Raw genomic sequence first — 21,683 nt, 5'->3', positions numbered from 1 at the left:
TGCCATAAAAAATTCTCCTTTCTGGTTTTGGTCTTATTTAGATTCTTGCCAGAAAAGAGAATTTTATTTCCTAAAAGCACAAATTATTTTACACTACCACAAACACTCATATTTAGCTAATCTAAGAAAAAGCTAGGATTTCTCCTAGCTTTTCTAATATATTAAAGCCCTAATTTTATCTTTAGTTTTTCTAACATATCTGTTGTCATAGCATCTAAATCGTATTTTGGATTCCAGCCCCATTCTTCCCTAGCTGCTGTATCATCTAAAGAATTAGGCCATGAATCTGCTATGGCTTGCCTTACTGGGTCTACATCATAATCTAGTTCAAATTCTGGAATTATCTTTCTGATAGAAGTAGCAATTTCCTCAGGCTCAAAACTCATTGCAGTAACATTAAAGGCATTCCTGTGAATTAATTTAGATGGATCTGCTTCTAAAAGATTAATTATTGCATCTAAAGCATCTGGCATATACATCATATCCATCTTGGTTCCTTTATCAATAAAGCTGGTGTATTTTTTGTTTTTTAATGCGTCATAGTAAATATGAACTGCATAATCTGTTGTACCACCACCTGGTAAAGTCTCATAAGAAATTAATCCGGGGAAACGCACTCCTCTAGTATCTACTCCAAATTTATGATAATAATAATCACATAATAATTCTCCCGATACCTTAGTAACTCCATACATAGTATTTGGCCGTTGAATTGTATCTTGTGGTGTATTATCTTTTGGTGTTGAATCTCCAAAAGCAGCTATGGAGCTAGGAGTGAATACTGCACAATTTTCTTCTCTCGCTACTTCTAATACATTATATAATCCATTCATATTTACATCCCAAGCTAATGCTGGTTTTTCCTCTCCTACAGCAGATAAAATAGCTGCAAGATGGATAATAGTATTTACCTTATGCTTCCTTACCACCTCAACTAACTGTTTAGCATCGGTAACATTTACAATTTCAAAAACTCCTGATTCCATAAGGGTTTCGTGTCCTTCTTTGACTCGCCTACTACTAGCTATTACATTGTCATTTCCATATATTTTTCTTAAACCCATAGTAAGTTCAGAGCCAATTTGCCCCAATGCCCCTGTAACTAAAATTTTTCTCATTTTGAACACCTCCACTAATTTTAGAATCATATTGTTGATATAATTATATCATACTTATAATCTAATATGGTATATTGACTAATAAAAACATAATCCAATAGCTTTGGGCCCTAAATGACATCCTATTACAGGACCTAGTACATCTATTGAAACTGTGACTTTTGGAAATTTATTCTCTAAATCTTTTTTTAATTTTAGTGCTTCATCCTCATTCATTATTTGGCATATACTTATTTTTTCTACATCATCAGGTATTCTATTTCTAATAGCATTTATTGCCTTATTCTTACCCCTTACCTTTTCGAATAATTTCAATTCTCCATCTATTAATTGAATAATGGGTTTAATATTTAATACTTCGCCAATAGCTGATTGTACACCTGTAAGTCTGCCACCTCTTCTTAAATATTCCAAAGTATCTACTGTAAAATATATATACATTTTCTTCTTTTTAACTTCTAGATGTTCTGCTATTTCCTTCCCAGTTTTTCCTATGGATGCCATCTTTAATGCATCCTCTACTAAAAATCTTAAATTAGAAGCTGCTTGAATAGAATCTATAATAGTAATCCTTTCATCCTCTAAAATATTCTTTGCTAAAACAGCACTATTATATGTTCCGCTTAATTTAGAAGATAAAAGAATGGCTATTATCTCATCATATCCTTCATTAAAGGCTTTTTTGTATCTAGTTAAAAAATCTGCAGCCGCTGGTTGAGATGTGGTAGGAAATAACTTTGTATTCTTTAATTTTTCATAGAATTCATCGAATTCACCAGGAAATCCTTCCTTTTCAGCTACACCATCAAAGATATAATTTAATGGTACTATTGATAAATCCTGCTCATCAGCAAATTCTTTAGTGATGTAACTGGTAGTATCTGTTATTATCTTTATTCTAGACATGCTATTCCTCCTAATTAAAATAGTTTTGCTATTGCTTAAAAGCAATAGCAAAACTATTATTTCATATTTTTATTTATTTTACAACTACATTGTATATCTTACCCATAACAAATATCTCTTTTATTATTTGTTTTCCTTCCAAATATTTCATTACGCTTTCATTTTCTTTTGCTTTTTCTCGAACCATTTCTTGTGTATCGTCAATATTTACCATAATTACGCCTCTAACCTTCCCATTAACCTGTACAGGCATTTCAATTATTTCATCTTGTATTTTATCTTCATCATATTGAGGCCATTTGCTTTGGTTAAGCATTCCATCAAATCCCAGGGCTTCCCATAGCTCCTCTGTAATATGGGGTGCAACTGGATTCAATAGGATTAAATAGGTCTTTATATCTGCCTTTGTAATTTTGCCAACATCATTAAATTCATTTAATAAGGTCATCAGTGTAGCTATAGCTGTATTGAATTTTAGAGTTTCATAATCCTCAGATACTTTTTTGATTGATTTGTTAATATTAGTCTCTAAACCTTTCGAATATTCATCACCATCTACCACAATATCCTGTAATTTCCATACCCTCTCTAAGAATCTTCTACAACCTTTTACCCCATTTTCTGACCAGGGTACAGATTTTTCAAAATCCCCTATAAACATCTCATAGGTTCTTAAGGTATCAGCTCCATATTCATTTACAATATCATCAGGATTAATTACATTTCCTCTGGATTTTGACATCTTTTCATTGTTTTCACCTAGTATCATACCATGGGAAGTTCTTTTATTATAAGGTTCTTTAGTATTTACCACTCCAATATCATAAAGGAATTTATGCCAAAATCTTGAATAAAGTAAATGCAGTGTAGTATGTTCCATTCCACCATTATACCAGTCTACAGGCATCCAATAATCTAATTTTTCCTTGCCTGCTATATCATTATTATTATTTGGATCTATATATCTTAAGAAATACCAAGATGAACCTGCCCATTGAGGCATAGTGTCCGTTTCTCTTTTTGCATCTTTACCGCATTTAGGGCAAGTAGTATTTACCCAATCAGTAATATTGGCCAATGGTGATTCTCCTGTATCTGTTGGTTCATAATTTTCAACTTCTGGTAACATAACTGGTAATTCATCCTCTGGTACAGGTACCCATCCACAATCATCACAATAGATTAAAGGTATAGGTTCTCCCCAGTATCTTTGACGTGAAAAGACCCAATCTCTTAATTTATAATTGGTTTTTCTTGTTCCAAGGCCTTCTTTTTCTAGCCAATTAGCAATTTTTTCTATAGCTTCCTTTACTTCCAGTCCATTTATTAATTCTGAATTAACTAGTATTCCTGAGTCCGTATCAGTATAGGCTTCCTTATCTACATCTCCACCTTTTACTACTTCTACTATAGGAAGATTAAATTTCTTTGCAAATTCCCAGTCTCTACTATCATGAGCTGGTACTGCCATTATTGCACCAGTTCCGTAACTCATTAATACATAATCAGATATCCATATAGGTATTTCTTTCTGGGTAGCTGGATTAATTGCTTTAAGTCCTTTTATCTCTACTCCTGTTTTATCCTTTGATAGTTCTGTTCTTTCAAAGTCAGATTTTTTGCTGGCGTATTCCTGGTATTTTATAATCTCGTCTATATTTTTTAATTCATCTTTATACTTTTCAATTAATGGATGTTCAGCAGCTATAACCATATAGGTTGCCCCATATAAAGTATCTGGTCTGGTAGTAAATACTTTTAGTACTTCCTCTTTACCACTAATTTTGAAATCTACTTCCATCCCTTCAGAACGTCCAATCCAATTAGTTTGTTGTATTTTTACCCTATCAATATAATCAACTGTATCTAAATCATCTATTAATCTATCTGCATATTCGGTAATCTTCAACATCCATTGGTTTTTAGTCTTTCTTACTACTTCTCCACCACATCTTTCACAGCCACCTGCTACTACCTCTTCATTTGCAAGACCTACCTTACACGATGTACACCAGTTTATAGGCATTTCATGTTTATAAGCTAACCCCTTTTCAAACATCTTAATAAATATCCATTGGGTCCATTTGTAATAGTTTGGATCAGTAGTGTTTATTTCTTTAGACCAATCAAAGGAAAATCCTATAGACTTTAATTGCTTTTTAAACATTGCCACATTCTTTTCCGTAACTTCCTTAGGATGAATTTTATGCTGAATTGCAAAGTTTTCAGTAGGCAATCCAAAAGCATCCCATCCCATTGGAAATAATACATTATACCCCTCTAATCTTCTCTTTCTTGAAACTATATCTAAAGCAGTATATGGTCTTGGATGACCAACATGTAGCCCTTGTCCTGAAGGGTAAGGAAATTCAATTAATGCATAAAACTTAGGCTTTGATGTATCGTCACTGGTTTCAAAAACCTTTTTTTCATCCCAGATATCTTGCCATTTCTTTTCAATTCCATTAGGTCTATAATCTTTCATATTTATACCTCCTCATGTAATAAAAACAAAAAACCTTTCGTCTAAAATAGAGACGAAAGGTATATTTCCGCGGTACCACCCTAATTGATAGTATTACTATCCTCTTAAAAACTGTAACGGCGTTTACCGATTAAAGCTACTATATTTCACCTTAACAACTCTAGAACGAGTTCAGCCTCAATTGATACTGTCTTTCACCAACTAACAGCTCTCTAAAATCAATCTGTGGCTTACTACTTCCTATCATAGTTTGTATTTGATTTTATCATGTATTATAGCAGATATATTATTTAAAATCAAGGATTAATAAATTTCTTTTATATATATATTATATATAATATTATCCTTTAAAATTAATTTTAACCAAAAATACTATGTTTTTTTCTTAAAATTCTGCTGATTTTACTGTTCTTGGAAAAGGAATAACGTCTCTAATATTAGTCATCCCAGTTATATACATTATTGCCCTTTCAAATCCTAATCCATATCCTGCATGTTTTGTACCACCATATTTCCTTAACTCTAAATACCACCAATAATCCTCTTTATCCATACCCACTTCTTCAATTCTCTTTTCTAAAATATCCAATCTTTCTTCCCTTTGACTTCCACCAATAATCTCTCCAACTCCTGGCACAAGTAAATCCATAGCTGCAACTGTTTTTCCATCATCATTTAATCGCATATAGAAAGCCTTTATATCTTTGGGATAATCAGTCACAAAAACTGGACCTTTGAATACTTTTTCTGAAATATATCTTTCGTGCTCTGTTTGCAAATCTATTCCCCATTCTACTGGATACTGGAACTGTTCACCAGATTTTTTAAGAATATCAATTGCTTCAGTATAAGTAATAGATTCAAAATCTGAATTAACAATGTTTTCTAATCTTTGAGTGAGTCCCTTATCTATGAAGGAATTAAAAAATTTCATCTCTTCTTTTGCATTGTCCATTACATATTTGATTGTATATTTCATCATATCTTCTGCTAATTTCATATTATCTTTTAAATCAGCAAAAGCTATTTCTGGTTCTATCATCCAAAATTCTGCAGCATGTCTTGCTGTATTAGAGTTTTCTGCCCTAAAGGTAGGACCAAAAGTATAAACATTTTTAAAAGCTAAAGCATAGGCTTCTGCCTCTAATTGACCACTTACAGTTAAGTTGGTTTCTTTTCCAAAGAAATCTTCTGTATAATCTACTTTGTTATGATCATCTAAGGGCACTTTGGTTAAATCAAGGTTAGTAACCTTAAACATTTCTCCTGCACCTTCTGCATCACTACCAGTTATTATTGGTGTATGAACGTATACAAAATTCCTTTCTTGGAAGAATTTATGAACTGCATAGGCAGCTAAAGACCTTACTCTAAATACAGCATTAAAAGTATTACTTCTTGGTCTTAAATGAGCAATAGTCCTAAGATACTCAAAAGTATGTCTTTTTTTCTGTAAGGGATAATCTTTTTCTGAATAAGCTATTAGTTCTATCTCCTTTGCTTGAATTTCAAAAGGTTGTTTTGCACCAGGTGTTTGAACCAGTCTCCCCTTCGCCCATATAGCACTGCTTATAGGAAATTTCTCTACTTCTTTAAAATTTTCCAATTTCTCGTCAAAAACTATCTGTAAATTGTTGAAAAAAGTACCATCATTGATTTCAATAAATCCAAATTTTTTGGAAGATCTTAAAGTTCTAATCCATCCTTCTATCTCAATTTCATTGTCAAAATATTTGTCTGGTTCTTTAAATATCTCTTTTATATCAATTTTCATCTTCAATACTCCCTTCTAATTTTATTCAATAAAAAAACCTTCCATCCTGAAAGGGACGAAAGGTTCGCGGTACCACCCTAATTGCTAAAAATAGCCACTCTAAATACAATAAATTTATATCATATATAACGGTATGATTCCGTCTAAGCCTACTTTCCAATAAGATTTTGGTTAGAAACTCAAGGATGTTCTTCAATATAAGTTTCGTACTGGGTTCCCACTCCACCCCAGTTCCCTTGGACTACCTCTTATATCTACTCTTCCTATCACTGTTCATATGGACTTTATAATATTATAATTATATTATTTCCCTTTGTCAAATAATTTTGCAAGATGTTCTTTAATAGTTTTCTCATAGCCATGTTCTGTAGGTTCATAGTATTTAGTACCAATAAATTCATCGGGTAGATACTGTTGCTTTACATATGCCTTATCATAACTATGGGGATATTTATAACCCTTGCCATGTCCTAGATTTGCCGCCCCTTTATAGGAAGCATCTTTTAAATGTCCTGGTACCTTGCCAATAGGCTTATTTCTTATGTCATCTAAAGCTTTATCAATACCAATATATGCTGCATTGCTTTTTGGAGCACAAGCTACATATACTGCTGCTTGAGCTAGTATTATTCTCCCTTCAGGGATACCTATTACATGTACTGCATTGAAAGCTGATACTGCAATATTTAAAGCTTGAGGGTCTGCATTTCCTACATCTTCTGAAGCACATATTATTATTCTTCTAGCAATAAATTTTGGATCTTCCCCTGAATTTATCATCTTAGCTAACCAATATAATGTAGCATCTGGATCTGAACCTCTCATGCTCTTAATAAAGGCAGAAATAGTATCATAATGCTCATCTCCACCTTTATCATATTTAGCAGATTTCACTAATATGGATTCTTTTATTGTATCCAAATTTATATTGATTATACCTTTATCATCTTTTGGAGTTGAGAGTACACCTATTTCTAATGAATTAAGAGCAAGTCTTCCATCTCCATCGGATATGGTTATTAAATAATCTATAGCTTCTTTGTCAATATTAACTTTATAATTTCCTAATCCTCTATCTTTATCCGTTAATCCATTTTTAATTATTTCATAAATATCCTTCCTTGTAAGAGGTTTTAAAGGAATAACCATCATTCTAGATAGAAGGGCTTTATTAACTTCAAAGTATGGGTTTTCAGTAGTAGCTCCAACTAAAATTACGATTCCTCTTTCCACAAAGGGAAGTAAGGCATCTTGTTGAGCTTTATTAAATCTATGAATTTCATCTATAAATAAAATAGTCCTTTTATTGTAAAGTTTTAGCCCTTCTTCTGCTCTATGGATTACTTCTCTAATATCCTTAACTCCAGATGTAACTGCTGATAGTTTTTCAAAAGTCATATTAGTTGAATTAGCTATTATCATAGCTAATGTAGTCTTACCAGTACCCGGTGGCCCATAGAAAATCATAGATGTTATCCTATCTACCTTTATAGCCCTGTTTAGAAATTTCCCCTCACCTAAAATATGCTTCTGTCCAACAAAATCCTCTATGGACTCTGGTCTCATTCTATCAGCCAATGGTGCATTCTTCTTTAGTTGGTTTTCCATGTTTAAAGTAAATAAATCCATTTTTACCACCTATTCATTTTCTAAATTATTATTTTACTTAATAATATAATAGATAGCATATATAGTCAAACAGTTAAGATTTATGAATTAATAGGAGACCAAAGGTATCCCAATAGATATTGTGATATGTGAATTGTTTATAATATAATATTCTTTTTTACATACTCCGAAGTCATAGTCCTTAGGATTCCAACATAGGTTAGGTTAAATCTTAATTTATCTCCAACTTTATAATTAACTTCACTATCGGTTCCATCTATTAATAAATGATCACTACTTCCTCCTAATATTCTAATTCCCTCATCTAGTGGTATTATTGTGTCAAAATCCACATCTTGTTTCCCAATAGCAGCTATCATTCTTTTTCTTATACCTATATCTTCAAATGTGGGAACCTTGCCAAAGGCATCTCTTCCTATTTCTCCAATTGGTAATGATGGCTTTTCCTTTATTTCAATAATCTCCACCACCAATTGGAAAGCATCATTATAGGTGTTTTCAATTCCGTTTCCATAAGCAGTTTCATATCCCAATACTAAAGATTCACCTAATCTTAACATATTCATATCTGGTAATTTTACACCTTTTAATAACAGATGTAAACTACTTGAATTACCACCAGATATCATTTCAAAATCTACATTAAACTTTTCTTCAATATTTTTTGCTATTTTTACCAACCTTCCCAAATTTTCTTGACTAGGTATAACCCCTCCATAACAAGTTAAGTTAGTTCCTATTCCTACTAATTCTATACCCTTTAATTTTATTATTTCATCTGTTGCACTGTATAATTCAGTTTCATCAAAGTATCCTTCCCTTAAATCGCCTAAATCCACCATCAATATTATTTTATGGATTGTACCCATTTCAATAGAAGCTTTAGATAATGCCTTTATAGTTTCAATTTCAGAATTAAGGGACATATCTGCATATTGAACTACTTTTTCTACCTCAGATATCATAGGTAATCTTAGCAAAATTTTAGGTAATTTGAATTCTTTCAATTTTATTAAGTTTTCAATTCGGGAATCTGCTAAATAGCTAATTCCACCATTTATATAAGCTTTAGTGATTTCAGGGTGCCCACAAAATACTTTTGTAACACCTGCTACATCTATATCATTTGCTTTACATAATCCAACTATTCTATTCACATTATGTTCTATTTTTTTTATATTTATTTCTACTTTAGGATAGTACATAGCCACCTCCTGTTTTATGATGCATAATTTATAATTCTGTATTCTATAAAACTAATAAGACAATAGAACCGTCCCCTTGTCTTATTTGAGAGTATCTTTCAGTAGTTTTAAGGCTTCTTCAGGATATTTTTTTGACATTACCCCTAGGGAAGCCATTATATATTGGGTGTCTATAAGTATTTTTGCTTCCTTAGAAGGTAAAAGCTCATTGCCTTTACCACTTTCGGAAATTTGTTTTAATATGTTTATTCTATTAGGTAGTCTTGTCAAAGCTCCGCCAGTACCAATAATAGTTTTTACTTGAGTTAAATCCTTTCCTTCTGCTATAGTTTTCTTACCACCAGGTCCATATAGGTGTCTTAATTGACCAGCATGTCTTTTTACAGCCGTTATTACCGCATGGAGGGTAAGTTTTTCTATAAAGGATTTTTCCAATTCTATCTCTGGTATTGGTTTATTGTTTATTAACAAGCCTTCTAATTCATCTAAAGATATGTTTAGTTCCTTTAATATTTCCTCTTTTCCTACCATATTGACTATATTATGCATATTAACGTAGACACCTAAATCCCCTTCTACAGTCCTTTTAGCTAAGGGCTCGGGATTTATTAATATCCTAGATATTTCTTCACTGCCCTCAGTAACTGAATGGACATCGGTTGTTGCCCCTCCTACATCTATGGTAATTAAATCCCCTATTTCTTCATATAACAAATTTGAGGCTTCCATAACTGCACCTGGTGTTGGCATAATAGACCCTGTTACCAATTCTCTAACCCTTTGCATACCAGGAGCATGGATTATATGTTTTTCAAACACATTTTGAATAATAACTCTAGTTGGTTCAATATTTAATTCATCTATTTTGGGATATACATTTTCAACTACATATAGTTCGGAATTTTTTCCCTTAAAAATTTCTTTAACTTCTTGCTCGTTTTCAACATTACCAGCATATATTACTGGAATATTTAAATCTAACTGGGCTATCAATTCTGAATTATATAGGGCTGTATCCCTTTCTCCATAATCTACCCCACCAGCAATAAGTATAATATTTGGATTAATTTCTTTTATCTTTCTTAAATCCGAATCCCTTAATTTACCAGCAGTAACATACTTAATATTAGCTCCTGCGCCTAAGGCAGCCTCTTTAGCAGCTTTAACCGTCATATCGAATACTAAACCATGAACAGTCACCCTTAAGCCACCAGCAGCGCTACTAGTTGCTATTAACTCATCATATTCAATCTTGTCTATTTCCAAATTATTGGCTAAATTTTCTATAGCACCTTTAATACCTATATTTACATCTCCTTCAGCTACTGAAGTAGGTGCTTGCCCTTGCCCAACAAAACTAGGGCAAGGGGTTAAGTTAAAAGCATTCATTACTGTAGTTGTACTACCTATTTCTGCAACCAATAGATTAATTTTCATCATTCATCTCTCTTCTCTTCTTTACTAGGAAGGTTGCCACTTGAGCACCATTAGAACCTCTACCAAAACCTGCATCCATACCATTTTTTATAGCCAATTCTCTGGAAACTTGAGTACCTCCTGCAATTAGAATAATCTTATCTCTTATCCCTTTCTCTATACATAACTCATGCATTTTTTTCATGTTTTTATAGTGGATATCATCATGACTAATTATCGTTGAAGCTAAAATTGCATCTGCATTAATTTCAATGGCTGCATCAACTAGTTTTTCAACAGGAACGGAAGTGCCTAAATAATGGCTTTCTATTCCATATTTTTCTATGCCACCATGTTTAATATCTATTATCTCCCTTAATCCAACTGAATGCTCATCTTCTCCAACTGTACCTGCAACTATAGTCATTGAATTATTCTGTATATCTTCTCTAATTTCATCTTCTGTTAATATTTCTGGTTTAGGTGGAATAACTAAATCTTTTATGTCTATAGTAAAATCAACTCTTCCTTTAAGTTCTATTCTAGTTCCTTCTGCTTCCTGCATAATTTCTTTGTGGATTACCTCACAATCTTCTAATCCTAATTTTTTACCTATCCCTAAAGCTGCAAATTCTGCTACCCTTTCTTCTGTAGGCAAGAATAGAGTCATTAACACTATTCCGTCTCCCAACCATTCCATCTCTGGTTTAATTTTAGATGTATTCCTTAATTCTTTAGTTTCTTCCAACCGTAAATAGACATTGTCATTTTCATCTAATTCATCTATATAAATAATTTTTTCTGGATTTTCAAAGGTACAGCCATCAATTAATTTAGATGGATTATCCACTGCTGTCTTATCATACTGGGCTATATTATTATATCCAAAATGTGCTGTTATAGGAGCCATGTAGCCTTCTTCCCTTTCGAATACAGTACCTGCGCCTATTCCTCCATTAATTTTTCTTGCTATTCCATCTCCATTTCTTTCAGGGTAATAACCAGAGTCTACAAAGAACCCCTCTTCAACCGCCTTAAAGTATCCTCCCACTTCCAATATTTCTTCCATAAATAATATTGCTCTCTCTTTTAATTCTCTAACTTTTACAGCCAATTCTCCTTGGTCTCGTTTTATCCCTATCATTTCATTCAATCCATCCATGCCTGCAAAAGCTTGTTTAGCTGTATCTACTGCTTCAATATTATATATATGCCATGGAACATTTCTTCCTTCGTCTGGAGTGATTGTAGATTGTATCTCTGCCCTTGTTAGTTGAGAAATTAATAAATTTAAAACATGAGTTACAGTAGCCTCCCTTGTTGAGGATTCCATATATTTAGTATTCATTTGGGCTCTCATCTTATATTCAATGAAAAGTTCTCTCAAGGCAACAGCATAAGGTAAGTCTAACCTCATACATGGTGCTGGTGGTGCAGTTGGAGGCACAGTAGAGAGACAAATATTATCTTTTTCCATACCAACCTTTACTGAAAACATAGAGTTAATAGCATGTTGAACCATAAGTTCAGGCATTACCTTCCAAGCTTCCCTAGCTGTAGCATTAGCATTATGTGCACCGTCAATTTGTGCAATACCTGCCCAAGCCATAATCTTTTTTGCACTAGCTGCATCAACAAAAGACCTTACCATATTTATATTTCTGTATAATACATTATATTGAGGGTCTTGATGGGCACCGTTTACTCCTTCCTCTGCAAACATAACTGCAATTTCAGGCCCTGCTACCCCGGATACGTAGGAGTGATAGTTTATTGGTCTTCCTACTTCATCTTCGATAATATCTAATGCCTTTCTTTGAGCTCTTACTTGCTTTCGAGTAATTGGTATACCGCCAATCCCTTGAGGTGTACCTTCTATCAATCCATCATAATGGCTTTGACCAGCAGTTCTAATTACCATTAGATGGTCTGCACCATGCCAAGCTGCCATTCTCATACGCCTAATATCATCTTCAAATCTACCTGAGGCAATCTCTGTAGTTATTACCGATTTTGATTGTGGATCAATATTATTAAAATACTTTGCTGCTGGTAGGGGCTGACTGTTTTCCATGGGCTCTGATGTATCATAATACTCAAACTTTCCCATTTGCCTTTTTTCTCCTACACCTTTTCTCCAAGTCCATCCTCTTCTTCTAGGTCTATATTTATCTAAATCTTTCAAAATGTTTTCAATATCTAATTTTTCATTAGGTTTCAAATTCATTAATTTTCACCCCCTTTAAAAATATCTAGTACCTCATCCCACATCTCTCCATCTGCTAGTTTTAATCCTGCATCCCTTATATCCATTTTTTTATCCTTAGCCAATCTAAATACTATATGCCCTGCACCTTTTCCTAATAAACCTCTGTCAATAGCACCTTCAACTATAGCTTTGGATTCTAAACTTGAGAATCCCATCCTTAATAGAACAGATCGCTCAATAGATGGAGTAGTGTTTTTTTCTGATAAATCTACTAAAGGTTCAACAATTTTCTCAGCTAATTCCCAAAATCTCTTCTCTAACTCCTTTTCACTTAAATTAGCTAAATGTTTCCTTCTTTCCTTAAAATCATCTTCTCTCTTCATAGCCTAACCTCCTAATATTCTACCCCAAATTCATCTAATATCTTTTTAACAAATTCTTCCCTTGATTTTGTATCTTCAACTAGGAATTCTAAATCTTCTTTTGTTACCTTTTCCACCTTTGTATTTCGGATACAATTTCTTATATAAGATCTTCTAGTCCTATTCAAATCAATATCTTCAATATTAATGTATCCTGGATTCTTTGGTAATATAATATTCTTACCAGGTGTTTCTTTTGAAGGATCACCTATTAATACTTCTATACCGTTTTCCTTAGCAAAAGTCAATTGAGGTTGAATATGTTTTCCTGCACCGGTGTATTCAGTTTCCTGTACTACAACAATTTTGTCTTTATCTAATTCTTGAGCTAATTTAAATGCCGCTGCTAAAGATATATTACCAGCAGGTCCTCTTTCCAAGCCCTCTAATTGTGCCAACACCTCTGTCATGTAAAATACTGACCCTTGGTTTACAGTGACATATCTATCCATGTATCGAAGTGGTCTTGCAGCAGATCTAGGCACATCTGATCTATCTGGCCAAGTAGCAAAAGGAATTCCAAATCCTGTGTGACCAGTTGTAAAGGATTTTTTATTAAATTGAGTATCACTAGCCATATGAAGGCCTTGAAGACTCACACTTGCCCCCACAATTTGAGTATCATCAGCACCAGCTTTTATTAACCCTCTTGCAGTTCCAGTTAAATTACCACCACCAGCATTAGTTATTACAACTACATCTGGATCTCTTCCTTCCCTCTCTCTAAATTGCATAGATAGTTCGTAACCCAATGTTTCCACACCTGCAATTCCAAAAGGTGTATATAATGAAGCATTAAAATAACCTGTTTCTTCTAATAATACTAAGAAAGTATAAAACAATTCTGGTCCCACAGTCAATTGAACTACTTCAGCCCCATATGCTTCACACTTTCTTGCTTTTTCAACTATTTCTGGTTGACCTAACCCTTTAGAATCATAAGTTTCTTGTACAATTATACATTTTAAACCTCTCATAGCAGCTTGACTAGCAACTGCAGCACCATAATTACCACTAGTAGCAGCTATAACACCTTTATAACCTAACTTTTCTGCATGATAACAGCTAGTTGCTGCCCTTCTTGCTTTAAAACTTCCAGAAGGATTAGCTGCTTCATCTTTAATAAATATCCTTGCTCCTTTTCCATCTGGCGCATACTTTCTTGCTAGTTTTGTTAAATTACGTAGTTCATATATTGGAGTGTTTCCAACACCAGTTTCCTTTTGTATTGCTTCTATTTCCTGTAGACTATATCCAGTTTCCCTCATCATTTTTTCATAATCAAAAGCAATGCTACCGGATTCAAAAATATTATAATCAATACCAACTGCTTTTTTCATTATCTCGCTATTTCTAGCCATTACAGCTTCAAAACTTATATCCTTAGCCATATTATTCACCATCCTCTTCTAATAAGCTACGCACTTGTTTGCCAATATATAGTAGCTCAGGTACGCATTTACCAAAGTCATGCTCATAGTATGGATTTACTTCAATTAAAGTACCTTCTATCTTCCTTCCAATATAGGTTTCAACTTCTACCTTATCTCCAATATTGGCTCCATCATTTAGCAAAAAACCTTTATTCCATAATTCTAAGGGAACATTTTGAGTATCTTCTGGAATATTAGGAGCTCTTTCTCCTACCTCTAGAACTATATTATGAATTCTTACCCAATCACCTTTTTTAGCATCCACTTATATCCCTTCCTCTCTAAATTTATAATTAGGCAACATAAAAATCCCCACTACCGTTAGTCGATTAAATCCCTCATATCACCCATGATGGCTCTTGGTACTGGTAAATCTATCATAGTTTTAAGCCCTGGTGATGCATTGATGACATGGGGAATCATGTTAACACACATCGCAATTGTTCCAATCCCTCCTGGAACTTCAGGCTTAATGGACATGTTTATATCAGGAGTACCCTTAATAGTAATATAATCTCCAGTAGTTCCACCTTCTAGTTGAGGTTCAACTTGTTGAGGATGTACCATTTCAATTTTTAATTCTCCATCTACTTTCCCATATCCTTTCATATTACAACCTGCTACATCTCCAGCTTTAACTTCAGCATAAGGAGCTTTTCTATATACATTGGAAACTATTGGCTCTCTACTTAATTCAATTTCATCGCTTAATTTCCATCCTAATGCATCTGCAATCATAGTGATAGATTCAGGAAATCCTACATGGCCTGCTAGATCGTTTTCTTTAACTCTACTATTAAATTCCTCTACTGTTAATCCTACGCCTTGTCCATGCATAACTGCTGGTCCAAAAGGTGAAAGATTGTTAATCCTTTCTGCTTTAATGCTATCTACATCAATACAAGCTCCAGTTAATGTAATTACTAGCAAATCCATTATTAGACCTGGATTTATTCCAGTACCTAATACAGATACTTTATTTTCTTTAGCTATTCTATCCATTTCTTTTGCAAGCTCTGTTTCTTGGGCCTGAGGATAAGCCATTTCTTCCGCAGTAGAAATAACATTTATTTTATTTTCTAGACAATATTTTATTTTGTCAAAGGTATCTCTTGTAAAAGAGTCAGTAGCAATTAATACAATATCTGCTGCTTTTTCAGTTATTATTTCATGATATTCTCCTATAATAACATCTGGTCTCTCTCCTCTTTCTACATCTAGATACTCATACATACTTTTACCAAGTCTATGAGTCCTGCCTACTACCCCTACTATTTCTACACCTTTCTTGTTCAAAAGCATTTCTGCCATTCCTTTTCCCATTGCACCTATTCCCCAAAGTATTACCTTTACATTTTCTTTTCTCATAAGAACACCTCCATAATTTAATTTCAATATTCAATGAACTAATCTCTCATTAATTATTTAATGCAAATTCCTTGCCAATAAATTTTACCTGATAATTTACAACATTATAGGTAATATCATCTATATATTGCCATTTTTTATGTAAATATATTTTAAATAGCAAAATAGTTTGCATGTTCCTGCAAACTATTTTGCTTTTAGTAGATATTTTTTTATCTTATGTTGTAAAGTTTGTCTTTTAATACCTAATTCTCTTGCAGTCTTTGAAACATTATGCTGATTATCTTCTAAAAATTGTATGATTATTTTCTTTTCTATCTCCTCTATAACATCAGGTAAAGGACTATTAATATTAATAATATCATTCATAATTATATTTTTATTACTAAATATTTTAGAACAAGAGACAAAATCTCCCCTTTGTAAGTGTTTTCTACTACTTGGGGCATAGTTCATAGCTCCTTCGATGGAATTTTCAAGCTCCCTTACATTACCTGGCCAAGAATATTTATAAAAAGACTCTAATACTTCTTCATCTATACCAACAATAACTCTACCCAATAAATAATTATATTTGGTAATAAAATGATTAGCTAATGTTGATATATCGTCCTTTCTTTCTCTTAAAGGAGGGATATCTATATATATAACATTTAATCTATAATACAAATCCTTTCTTAAAGTACCATTTTCAATGCTCTTCAACGGTTCCTCATTGGTTGTTGCAATTACTTTTACATCTATTGGTATGTCCTTTATTCCCCCTATACGCCGGATATAACCTTCTTGAAGAACTCTCAATAGCTTTGCCTGTAACCCATGGGACATAGAATTAATTTCATCTAATAACAGTGTACCACCATTGGCTTGTTGAAAAATCCCTTCCCTTTCAACAGCGCCAGTAAATCCACCTTTTTCAGTTCCAAATAGAATTCCTTCTAGTAAAGTTTCTGGGATGGAAGCACAATTTTGTGCAATAAAAGGTTTGTTTCTTCTACTACCACCATAGTGGATACTCTGGGCAAACAATTCCTTTCCTGTCCCAGTTTCCCCATATATTAATACAGATGAGGGTGAAAAAGCAGCCCTCCTAGCAATTTCAATAGCTTTAATCATCTTTTCATTACTACCAATTATATCTTTGAAAGTATAGTTTTTTATTTTATCCTTATTATATCCTTTGCCATTTATAGTTTTTAATTCCTGCTGCAAATCTATAAGTTTGTCTGATAATTTCTTAATATAGGTTATATCCTTGGCTATTTCCAATGCTCCAACTATTTCTCCATTAAAAAATAAGGGAATAGTTGAATTTATAGAAACAATATTCTGACCTTTAAAATTAATATAGCTTTGAGTCTTATCCAATATAGATTCTTTCCTAGTTAGTACTTTTATCAGAGTTGATGTTTCTTCATTTAAACTTGGAAATATATCTAAAAGATCTTTATCTATCACTTGTTCTATTTTTAATCCTTCTAATTTTGCCATAGCCTCATTATACAATATAGTTTTTCTATTTTTATCTATTACATGTATTCCTATATCTGTATGGTGCAAAATATTTTGCAGTACAATTAGATTTAAGTCGATTTTATCCATAATATCATCCTCTATATAATTTTATCATTGAAGTCTTCAACCAATCCAATAGCAGCAACCATTCTATTATTAGTACCCTTTTCCTTTCTATAGGAGTAAAACTTATCTATTTCACAGCTAGTACAGATATTAGATAATATAATATTTTCTTTGGGAATACCCTTTTCTTCAATTTGTAAATAATTAATTTTCCATAAATCTAAAAATATTTTTCCATTCCTAATTATTATATCGTGAAATCTATTATATCTTTCACTAAATTTCTCACCTAAATCCTTGCCAACCTCATAACAACAGGGACCAATAGAAGGACCTATTCCAACTAGTATATCCTTAGTGTTTGAATCATATTTATTCTTCATTGTATCTATCATTTTACCACTTATATTATCAAAAGTTCCTCTCCATCCTCCATGAGCAATACCAATAATTTTCTTTGCTATATCTAAAAAGTAAATAGGAACACAATCTGCATGGTAGGTTGTAAGCACAACATTGGGAATATCTGTTATCAATCCATCTACCTCTAGACTTAATGCCATTTTCGAGTTTATTAATTCTGAATCTACAATTTTAATATTAGTGCCATGAACTTGGTTTACACTCACAATCCTATCTATAGAAATATGAAATATATCTGATATATTACTTTGTAAATTTTCTTTATTCCAACCTATTCTGGATGTAAAAAGATGATTAACATTATCAATATCATTAAATTTTTTAAATTGATAGTATAAATTTTCATTATGATACTTTTCTGTAATGGTCATAGCTCACCTCATAAATATTATTTAGCCTTCATTCAATAGTTTGTTTAGCTCTTCCATAAAAGTATTTATATCTTTAAACTGTCTATATACTGAAGCAAATCTTACATAGGAAACTTCATCAATTTCTTTAAGTCTATTCATAATCATCTCTCCAATATGTTGACTGGTCACTTCTTTTTCCATAGAATTATATAATTCCTTTTCAATTTCATCCACAGTTTCTTCAATTAAATTTATTGGTACTGGCCTTTTTTCACAGGCCTTCAAAATCCCACTTAAAACTTTATTCCTATCGTAAGGTTGCCTATTTCCATCTTTTTTTACCACAATCAAAGGTATTTTTTCAATCTTTTCATAGGTTGTAAATCTTTTAGAACATCTTAAACATTCTCTTCTTCTCCTAATAGCTTGTCCCTCATCAGTAGGCCTTGAATCTACAACTTTACTCTCATAGTAATTGCAATATGGGCAATTCATTTTTACACCTCCCATCTCTATCTTCAATTTGATTATAATATATCCCTTTTCAATTGTCTAATTCGTTGCTATAATTCCATTTCTATATCTATCAATATTGCATCTGCACCAATCCGAACTATTTTTCTCCAATCTATTACCAGGTCTTTATTCTTACCAAATAATCCTAGTATTTTCCCGGGCCCTGGTATTATTGCTGCAACTACTTTCCCGTTTTCTAAGTCTATTTCAAAATCGTATATAAAACCTATTTTAGCTCCATCCCTTATATTTATCACTTCTTTTTCTTTCATCTCTGATAAATTAATCATTACCCCACCTCTTTTCATGTATTCATTATTATATATATTTAAATCTTTATCTAAAATATACCTAATATTTAGCAGGGTAATGATTCTTGTTATATTAGCTTTCTCATCTGTCTTAATGCATTTTTCTCTAATCTTGAAACTTGAGCTTGTGAAATCCCAATTTCTTCTGCTACTTCCATCTGAGTTTTCCCTTCATAAAATCTAAGATTCAATATTAGTTTTTCTCTTTTATTGAGTTTACTTATGGCATCTCTTATAGCAATTCCTTGAAGCCACACTTCATCTTCTGACTTTTCATCTTTAACCTGATCCATAACATATATTGCATCTCCACTATCATGATAGATAGGCTCAAATAAGGATATAGGTTCTTGAATTGCATCTAGGGCAAAAACTACTTCTTCTTTTGGCATATTTAACTCTTCTGCAATTTCCATAATAGTTGGTTCCTTGAGATTTTTATTTATTAGCTGATCTCTAGCCTGTAGAGCTTTATAAGCTATATCTCTTAATGATCTACTTACTCTTATAGAATTGTTATCCCTCAGATATCTTCTTATCTCACCAATAATCATAGGTACAGCATAGGTAGAAAATCTTACATTTTGACTCAAATCAAAATTATCTATTGCCTTTATTAGCCCAATACATCCAACTTGAAATAAATCATCTACATTTTCTCCTCTTCTATTAAATCTTTGAATTATACTTAAAACCAATCTCAAATTGCCTTGAATAAATTCTTCTCTAGCCTTCATATCTCCTGCCTTTATTTTAATAAATAGTTTCTGCATTTCTTCGTTTGTGAGTACAGGTAATTTTGAAGTATTTACCCCACAAATTTCTACTTTGTTTGTGTGCACCGTCTTCATTCCTTTCCCATGTTTTGCCCCTTTTCAATTAAAATTATTGCCTCCTTTGATTATTTTATTCAGTTTTTAATTTGGTAATACCATCCATTTATTTGAACATTCATCATATGAGTATCTTGTAATATTTTTTAATTTAATAAAAATGTGACAGAAGTTAATCTTCTGTCACATTAGTCTTATCATTTCTTTTTTTAACCTCTTTATTATTCTTTTTTCTAATCTAGATATATATGATTGGGATATACCTAGTATATCAGCCACTTCTTTTTGCGTTCTTTCTTTTCCATTTTTAAGACCAAAACGCAATTCTACTATAGTCTTCTCTCGTCCAGAAAGCTTACTAATAGCTTGATTTAGCAACTCCTTATCTACTTCTTCCTCTAGGAATTTAAAAATGATATCTCCTTCTGTTCCTAAAATATCCGATAATAACAATTCATTTCCATCCCAATCCACATTTAGTGGTTCATCTAATGATACTTCAGATCTTAATTTATTGTTACGTCTCAAATACATAAGTATCTCATTCTCTATACATTTAGAAGCATAGGTAGCAAGCTTTATGTTTTTATCTGGGTTGAATGTATTTACCGCCTTAATTAATCCTATAGTACCAATTGATATTAAATCTTCAATACATATACCTGTATTTTCAAATTTCCTTGCAATGTAAACAACCAATCTCAAATTTCTTTCAATTAATATACTTTTTATGCTATCATCATATTTTAACCTTTTTAAAAAATAACTTTCTTCTTCAGGTTTTAATGGTGGTGGAAGAACTTCTCCACTACCTATATAATAAATGGTATCCAGCAATCTATACTTTATTAATAGCTTGTAAAAAAACAGTTTTATTTTAATTAGTTTCTCTTTCAAATCCTCTCCCCCTAACCTAATATTTCTGGATGTAATAATCCATTGTATTGTTCATCCGTTGCCAATTTATCATTATATATAGCAACTATAATATCATCTTTCAATTTCTTTGTTTCATTGTCTAAATAAACTTTTATGCTATCTGGTACAAATCCAATTAATATACCATTATTATTTCCTAATGATTTGAAGGGAATCAATCTTAAATTAATTTCATCTCCTATCTCCTCCATAATTTTTGCAATAAAGTTTAAATCCAGATCTTTATTCTCCAAATAAACATTTTTAACTAGCTCAGGAAGTATGGTTTTTAAAGCATTATATTCAGCTATTATAACTGGTTTTTGTGATATTGGTTCCTTTAGAGAATTTCCAGTATCAATCAATGCTACCAAATCGGTTTTTTTATTATTTAAACTTATGGTTACATTAGTTAAACAATTTTCTCTACCGATTCTAATTAAATGATTTTTAAGAATATTTCTAATCAAAATAATTCCCAAACCTATACCAATAGTTAAAAACTTATATAATTCACTAGAGTTTTTAAATGAAAATTTAGATACAATAAATCTATTATTCAATATATAAAATATTCCAATTACAGTACCTGCAAATACAAAAGATGTTAAATAGAACGTTGACAATTGTCTTAAAAAGATTTTTAATTTTTCAGGGTTGAAAGCCAATACAATCATTAAAATAGAAACAGAAAATTTAATTATGAATTTCCCCATGAATTGCAAAGATGGGAAAAATACTACTAATGTGTAAATTGATCCTACTAATGAAGCAATTAACAAT

19 protein-coding genes and 2 other annotated features are annotated in these 21,683 nt (G+C 32.1%); all 19 genes read right to left on the bottom strand.

The features are described from left to right. Window positions 1–161 precede the first annotated feature (161 nt). On the bottom strand, window positions 162–1,118 hold the full coding sequence (locus tag C3E90_RS04745; protein ID WP_236914520.1) for an L-threonine 3-dehydrogenase: 957 nt from the start codon (window positions 1,116–1,118) through the stop codon (window positions 162–164). A 78-nt stretch (window positions 1,119–1,196) separates the two neighbouring features. Next, window positions 1,197–2,024 carry a DegV family protein gene (locus tag C3E90_RS04740; protein ID WP_236914519.1) on the bottom strand — a complete coding sequence of 276 codons (828 nt, stop codon included), beginning with the start codon at window positions 2,022–2,024 and terminating at the stop codon, window positions 1,197–1,199. Between the two features lie 73 nt (window positions 2,025–2,097). Further along, window positions 2,098–4,509 (bottom strand): leucine--tRNA ligase, encoded by a 2,412-nt coding sequence (gene leuS / locus C3E90_RS04735; protein WP_236914518.1) that lies wholly within the window; start codon window positions 4,507–4,509, stop codon window positions 2,098–2,100. 45 nt (window positions 4,510–4,554) lie between these two features. After that, window positions 4,555–4,765: a binding site (T-box leader), on the bottom strand. A 129-nt stretch (window positions 4,766–4,894) separates the two neighbouring features. Beyond that, window positions 4,895–6,283, bottom strand: a complete 1,389-nt coding sequence (asnS, locus tag C3E90_RS04730; protein ID WP_236914517.1) for an asparagine--tRNA ligase — start codon at window positions 6,281–6,283, stop codon at window positions 4,895–4,897. Between the two features lie 48 nt (window positions 6,284–6,331). Then, window positions 6,332–6,562, bottom strand: a binding site (T-box leader). A 24-nt stretch (window positions 6,563–6,586) separates the two neighbouring features. Beyond that, a complete protein-coding gene (locus tag C3E90_RS04725) occupies window positions 6,587–7,912 on the bottom strand; it encodes a replication-associated recombination protein A (protein WP_236914516.1) in 1,326 nt (441 codons plus the stop codon). Between the two features lie 137 nt (window positions 7,913–8,049). After that, complete coding sequence (orr, locus tag C3E90_RS04720) at window positions 8,050–9,117, bottom strand: ornithine racemase Orr (RefSeq protein WP_236914515.1); 1,068 nt, start codon at window positions 9,115–9,117, stop codon at window positions 8,050–8,052. A gap of 81 nt (window positions 9,118–9,198) precedes the next feature. After that, a complete protein-coding gene (locus C3E90_RS04715; protein WP_336513009.1) occupies window positions 9,199–10,557 on the bottom strand; it encodes a GlmL-related ornithine degradation protein in 1,359 nt (452 codons plus the stop codon). Beyond that, window positions 10,544–12,760 carry a D-ornithine 4,5-aminomutase subunit OraE gene (gene oraE / locus C3E90_RS04710; protein ID WP_236914514.1) on the bottom strand — a complete coding sequence of 739 codons (2,217 nt, stop codon included), beginning with the start codon at window positions 12,758–12,760 and terminating at the stop codon, window positions 10,544–10,546. Before oraE ends, C3E90_RS04715 begins: the two co-directional genes overlap by 14 nt. Beyond that, entirely contained in the window at window positions 12,760–13,125 is a 366-nt protein-coding gene (locus C3E90_RS04705; protein ID WP_236914513.1) for an ornithine aminomutase subunit alpha, read from the bottom strand. The genes oraE and C3E90_RS04705 overlap by 1 nt, the downstream gene beginning before the upstream one ends. 11 nt (window positions 13,126–13,136) lie before the next feature. Continuing rightward, entirely contained in the window at window positions 13,137–14,555 is a 1,419-nt protein-coding gene (gene ortB / locus C3E90_RS04700; RefSeq protein WP_236914512.1) for a 2-amino-4-oxopentanoate thiolase subunit OrtB, read from the bottom strand. A 1-nt stretch (window position 14,556) separates the two neighbouring features. Continuing rightward, the gene (gene ortA / locus C3E90_RS04695) at window positions 14,557–14,862 is read right to left on the bottom strand and encodes a 2-amino-4-oxopentanoate thiolase subunit OrtA (protein WP_236914511.1); all 306 of its coding nucleotides are present in this window, start codon (window positions 14,860–14,862) and stop codon (window positions 14,557–14,559) included. A 56-nt stretch (window positions 14,863–14,918) separates the two neighbouring features. Next, entirely contained in the window at window positions 14,919–15,965 is a 1,047-nt protein-coding gene (gene ord, locus C3E90_RS04690; RefSeq protein WP_236914510.1) for a 2,4-diaminopentanoate dehydrogenase, read from the bottom strand. 186 nt (window positions 15,966–16,151) lie between these two features. Further along, window positions 16,152–17,567, bottom strand: coding sequence for a sigma-54 interaction domain-containing protein (locus C3E90_RS04685; RefSeq protein WP_236914509.1), 1,416 nt, complete (start codon window positions 17,565–17,567; stop codon window positions 16,152–16,154). Between the two features lie 11 nt (window positions 17,568–17,578). Continuing rightward, window positions 17,579–18,340: a peptidoglycan editing factor PgeF gene (pgeF, locus tag C3E90_RS04680; protein WP_236914508.1), complete on the bottom strand. Its 762-nt coding sequence runs from the start codon at window positions 18,338–18,340 to the stop codon at window positions 17,579–17,581. 21 nt (window positions 18,341–18,361) lie between these two features. After that, window positions 18,362–18,817, bottom strand: a complete 456-nt coding sequence (gene nrdR, locus C3E90_RS04675; protein WP_236914507.1) for a transcriptional regulator NrdR — start codon at window positions 18,815–18,817, stop codon at window positions 18,362–18,364. Between the two features lie 68 nt (window positions 18,818–18,885). Further along, window positions 18,886–19,128: a YlmC/YmxH family sporulation protein gene (locus C3E90_RS04670; protein WP_236914506.1), complete on the bottom strand. Its 243-nt coding sequence runs from the start codon at window positions 19,126–19,128 to the stop codon at window positions 18,886–18,888. An 89-nt stretch (window positions 19,129–19,217) separates the two neighbouring features. Next, window positions 19,218–19,991 carry an RNA polymerase sporulation sigma factor SigG gene (gene sigG / locus C3E90_RS04665; protein ID WP_236914505.1) on the bottom strand — a complete coding sequence of 258 codons (774 nt, stop codon included), beginning with the start codon at window positions 19,989–19,991 and terminating at the stop codon, window positions 19,218–19,220. 174 nt (window positions 19,992–20,165) lie between these two features. Continuing rightward, window positions 20,166–20,858, bottom strand: a complete 693-nt coding sequence (gene sigE / locus C3E90_RS04660) for an RNA polymerase sporulation sigma factor SigE (protein WP_236914521.1) — start codon at window positions 20,856–20,858, stop codon at window positions 20,166–20,168. A 32-nt stretch (window positions 20,859–20,890) separates the two neighbouring features. Beyond that, window positions 20,891–21,683, bottom strand: a 793-nt coding sequence (locus C3E90_RS04655) for a sigma-E processing peptidase SpoIIGA (protein ID WP_236914504.1), incomplete at its 5' end; no start/stop codon positions are given.

Source organism: Clostridium sp. Cult2, from assembly GCF_021655075.1.
GTDB lineage: Bacteria > Bacillota > Clostridia > Tissierellales > Tepidimicrobiaceae > Schnuerera.
The sequence above is the reverse complement of the archived record's forward strand: the minus strand, read 5'-3'. Positions and strand labels throughout refer to the sequence as shown.

Excerpts from the sequence above, each read along its gene's own strand:
- C3E90_RS04745 (WP_236914520.1), bottom strand. The coding sequence starts at position 1,118 with ATGAGAAAAATTTTAGTTACAGGGGCATTGGGGCAAATTGGCTCTGAA.
- C3E90_RS04740 (WP_236914519.1), bottom strand. The coding sequence starts at position 2,024 with ATGTCTAGAATAAAGATAATAACAGATACTACCAGTTACATCACTAAA.
- leuS (WP_236914518.1), bottom strand. The coding sequence starts at position 4,509 with ATGAAAGATTATAGACCTAATGGAATTGAAAAGAAATGGCAAGATATC.
- asnS (WP_236914517.1), bottom strand. The coding sequence starts at position 6,283 with ATGAAAATTGATATAAAAGAGATATTTAAAGAACCAGACAAATATTTT.
- C3E90_RS04725 (WP_236914516.1), bottom strand. The coding sequence starts at position 7,912 with ATGGATTTATTTACTTTAAACATGGAAAACCAACTAAAGAAGAATGCA.
- orr (WP_236914515.1), bottom strand. The coding sequence starts at position 9,117 with ATGTACTATCCTAAAGTAGAAATAAATATAAAAAAAATAGAACATAAT.
- C3E90_RS04715 (WP_336513009.1), bottom strand. The coding sequence starts at position 10,557 with ATGATGAAAATTAATCTATTGGTTGCAGAAATAGGTAGTACAACTACA.
- oraE (WP_236914514.1), bottom strand. The coding sequence starts at position 12,760 with ATGAATTTGAAACCTAATGAAAAATTAGATATTGAAAACATTTTGAAA.
- C3E90_RS04705 (WP_236914513.1), bottom strand. The coding sequence starts at position 13,125 with ATGAAGAGAGAAGATGATTTTAAGGAAAGAAGGAAACATTTAGCTAAT.
- ortB (WP_236914512.1), bottom strand. The coding sequence starts at position 14,555 with ATGGCTAAGGATATAAGTTTTGAAGCTGTAATGGCTAGAAATAGCGAG.
- ord (WP_236914510.1), bottom strand. The coding sequence starts at position 15,965 with ATGAGAAAAGAAAATGTAAAGGTAATACTTTGGGGAATAGGTGCAATG.
- C3E90_RS04685 (WP_236914509.1), bottom strand. The coding sequence starts at position 17,567 with ATGGATAAAATCGACTTAAATCTAATTGTACTGCAAAATATTTTGCAC.
- pgeF (WP_236914508.1), bottom strand. The coding sequence starts at position 18,340 with ATGACCATTACAGAAAAGTATCATAATGAAAATTTATACTATCAATTT.
- nrdR (WP_236914507.1), bottom strand. The coding sequence starts at position 18,817 with ATGAATTGCCCATATTGCAATTACTATGAGAGTAAAGTTGTAGATTCA.
- C3E90_RS04670 (WP_236914506.1), bottom strand. The coding sequence starts at position 19,128 with ATGATTAATTTATCAGAGATGAAAGAAAAAGAAGTGATAAATATAAGG.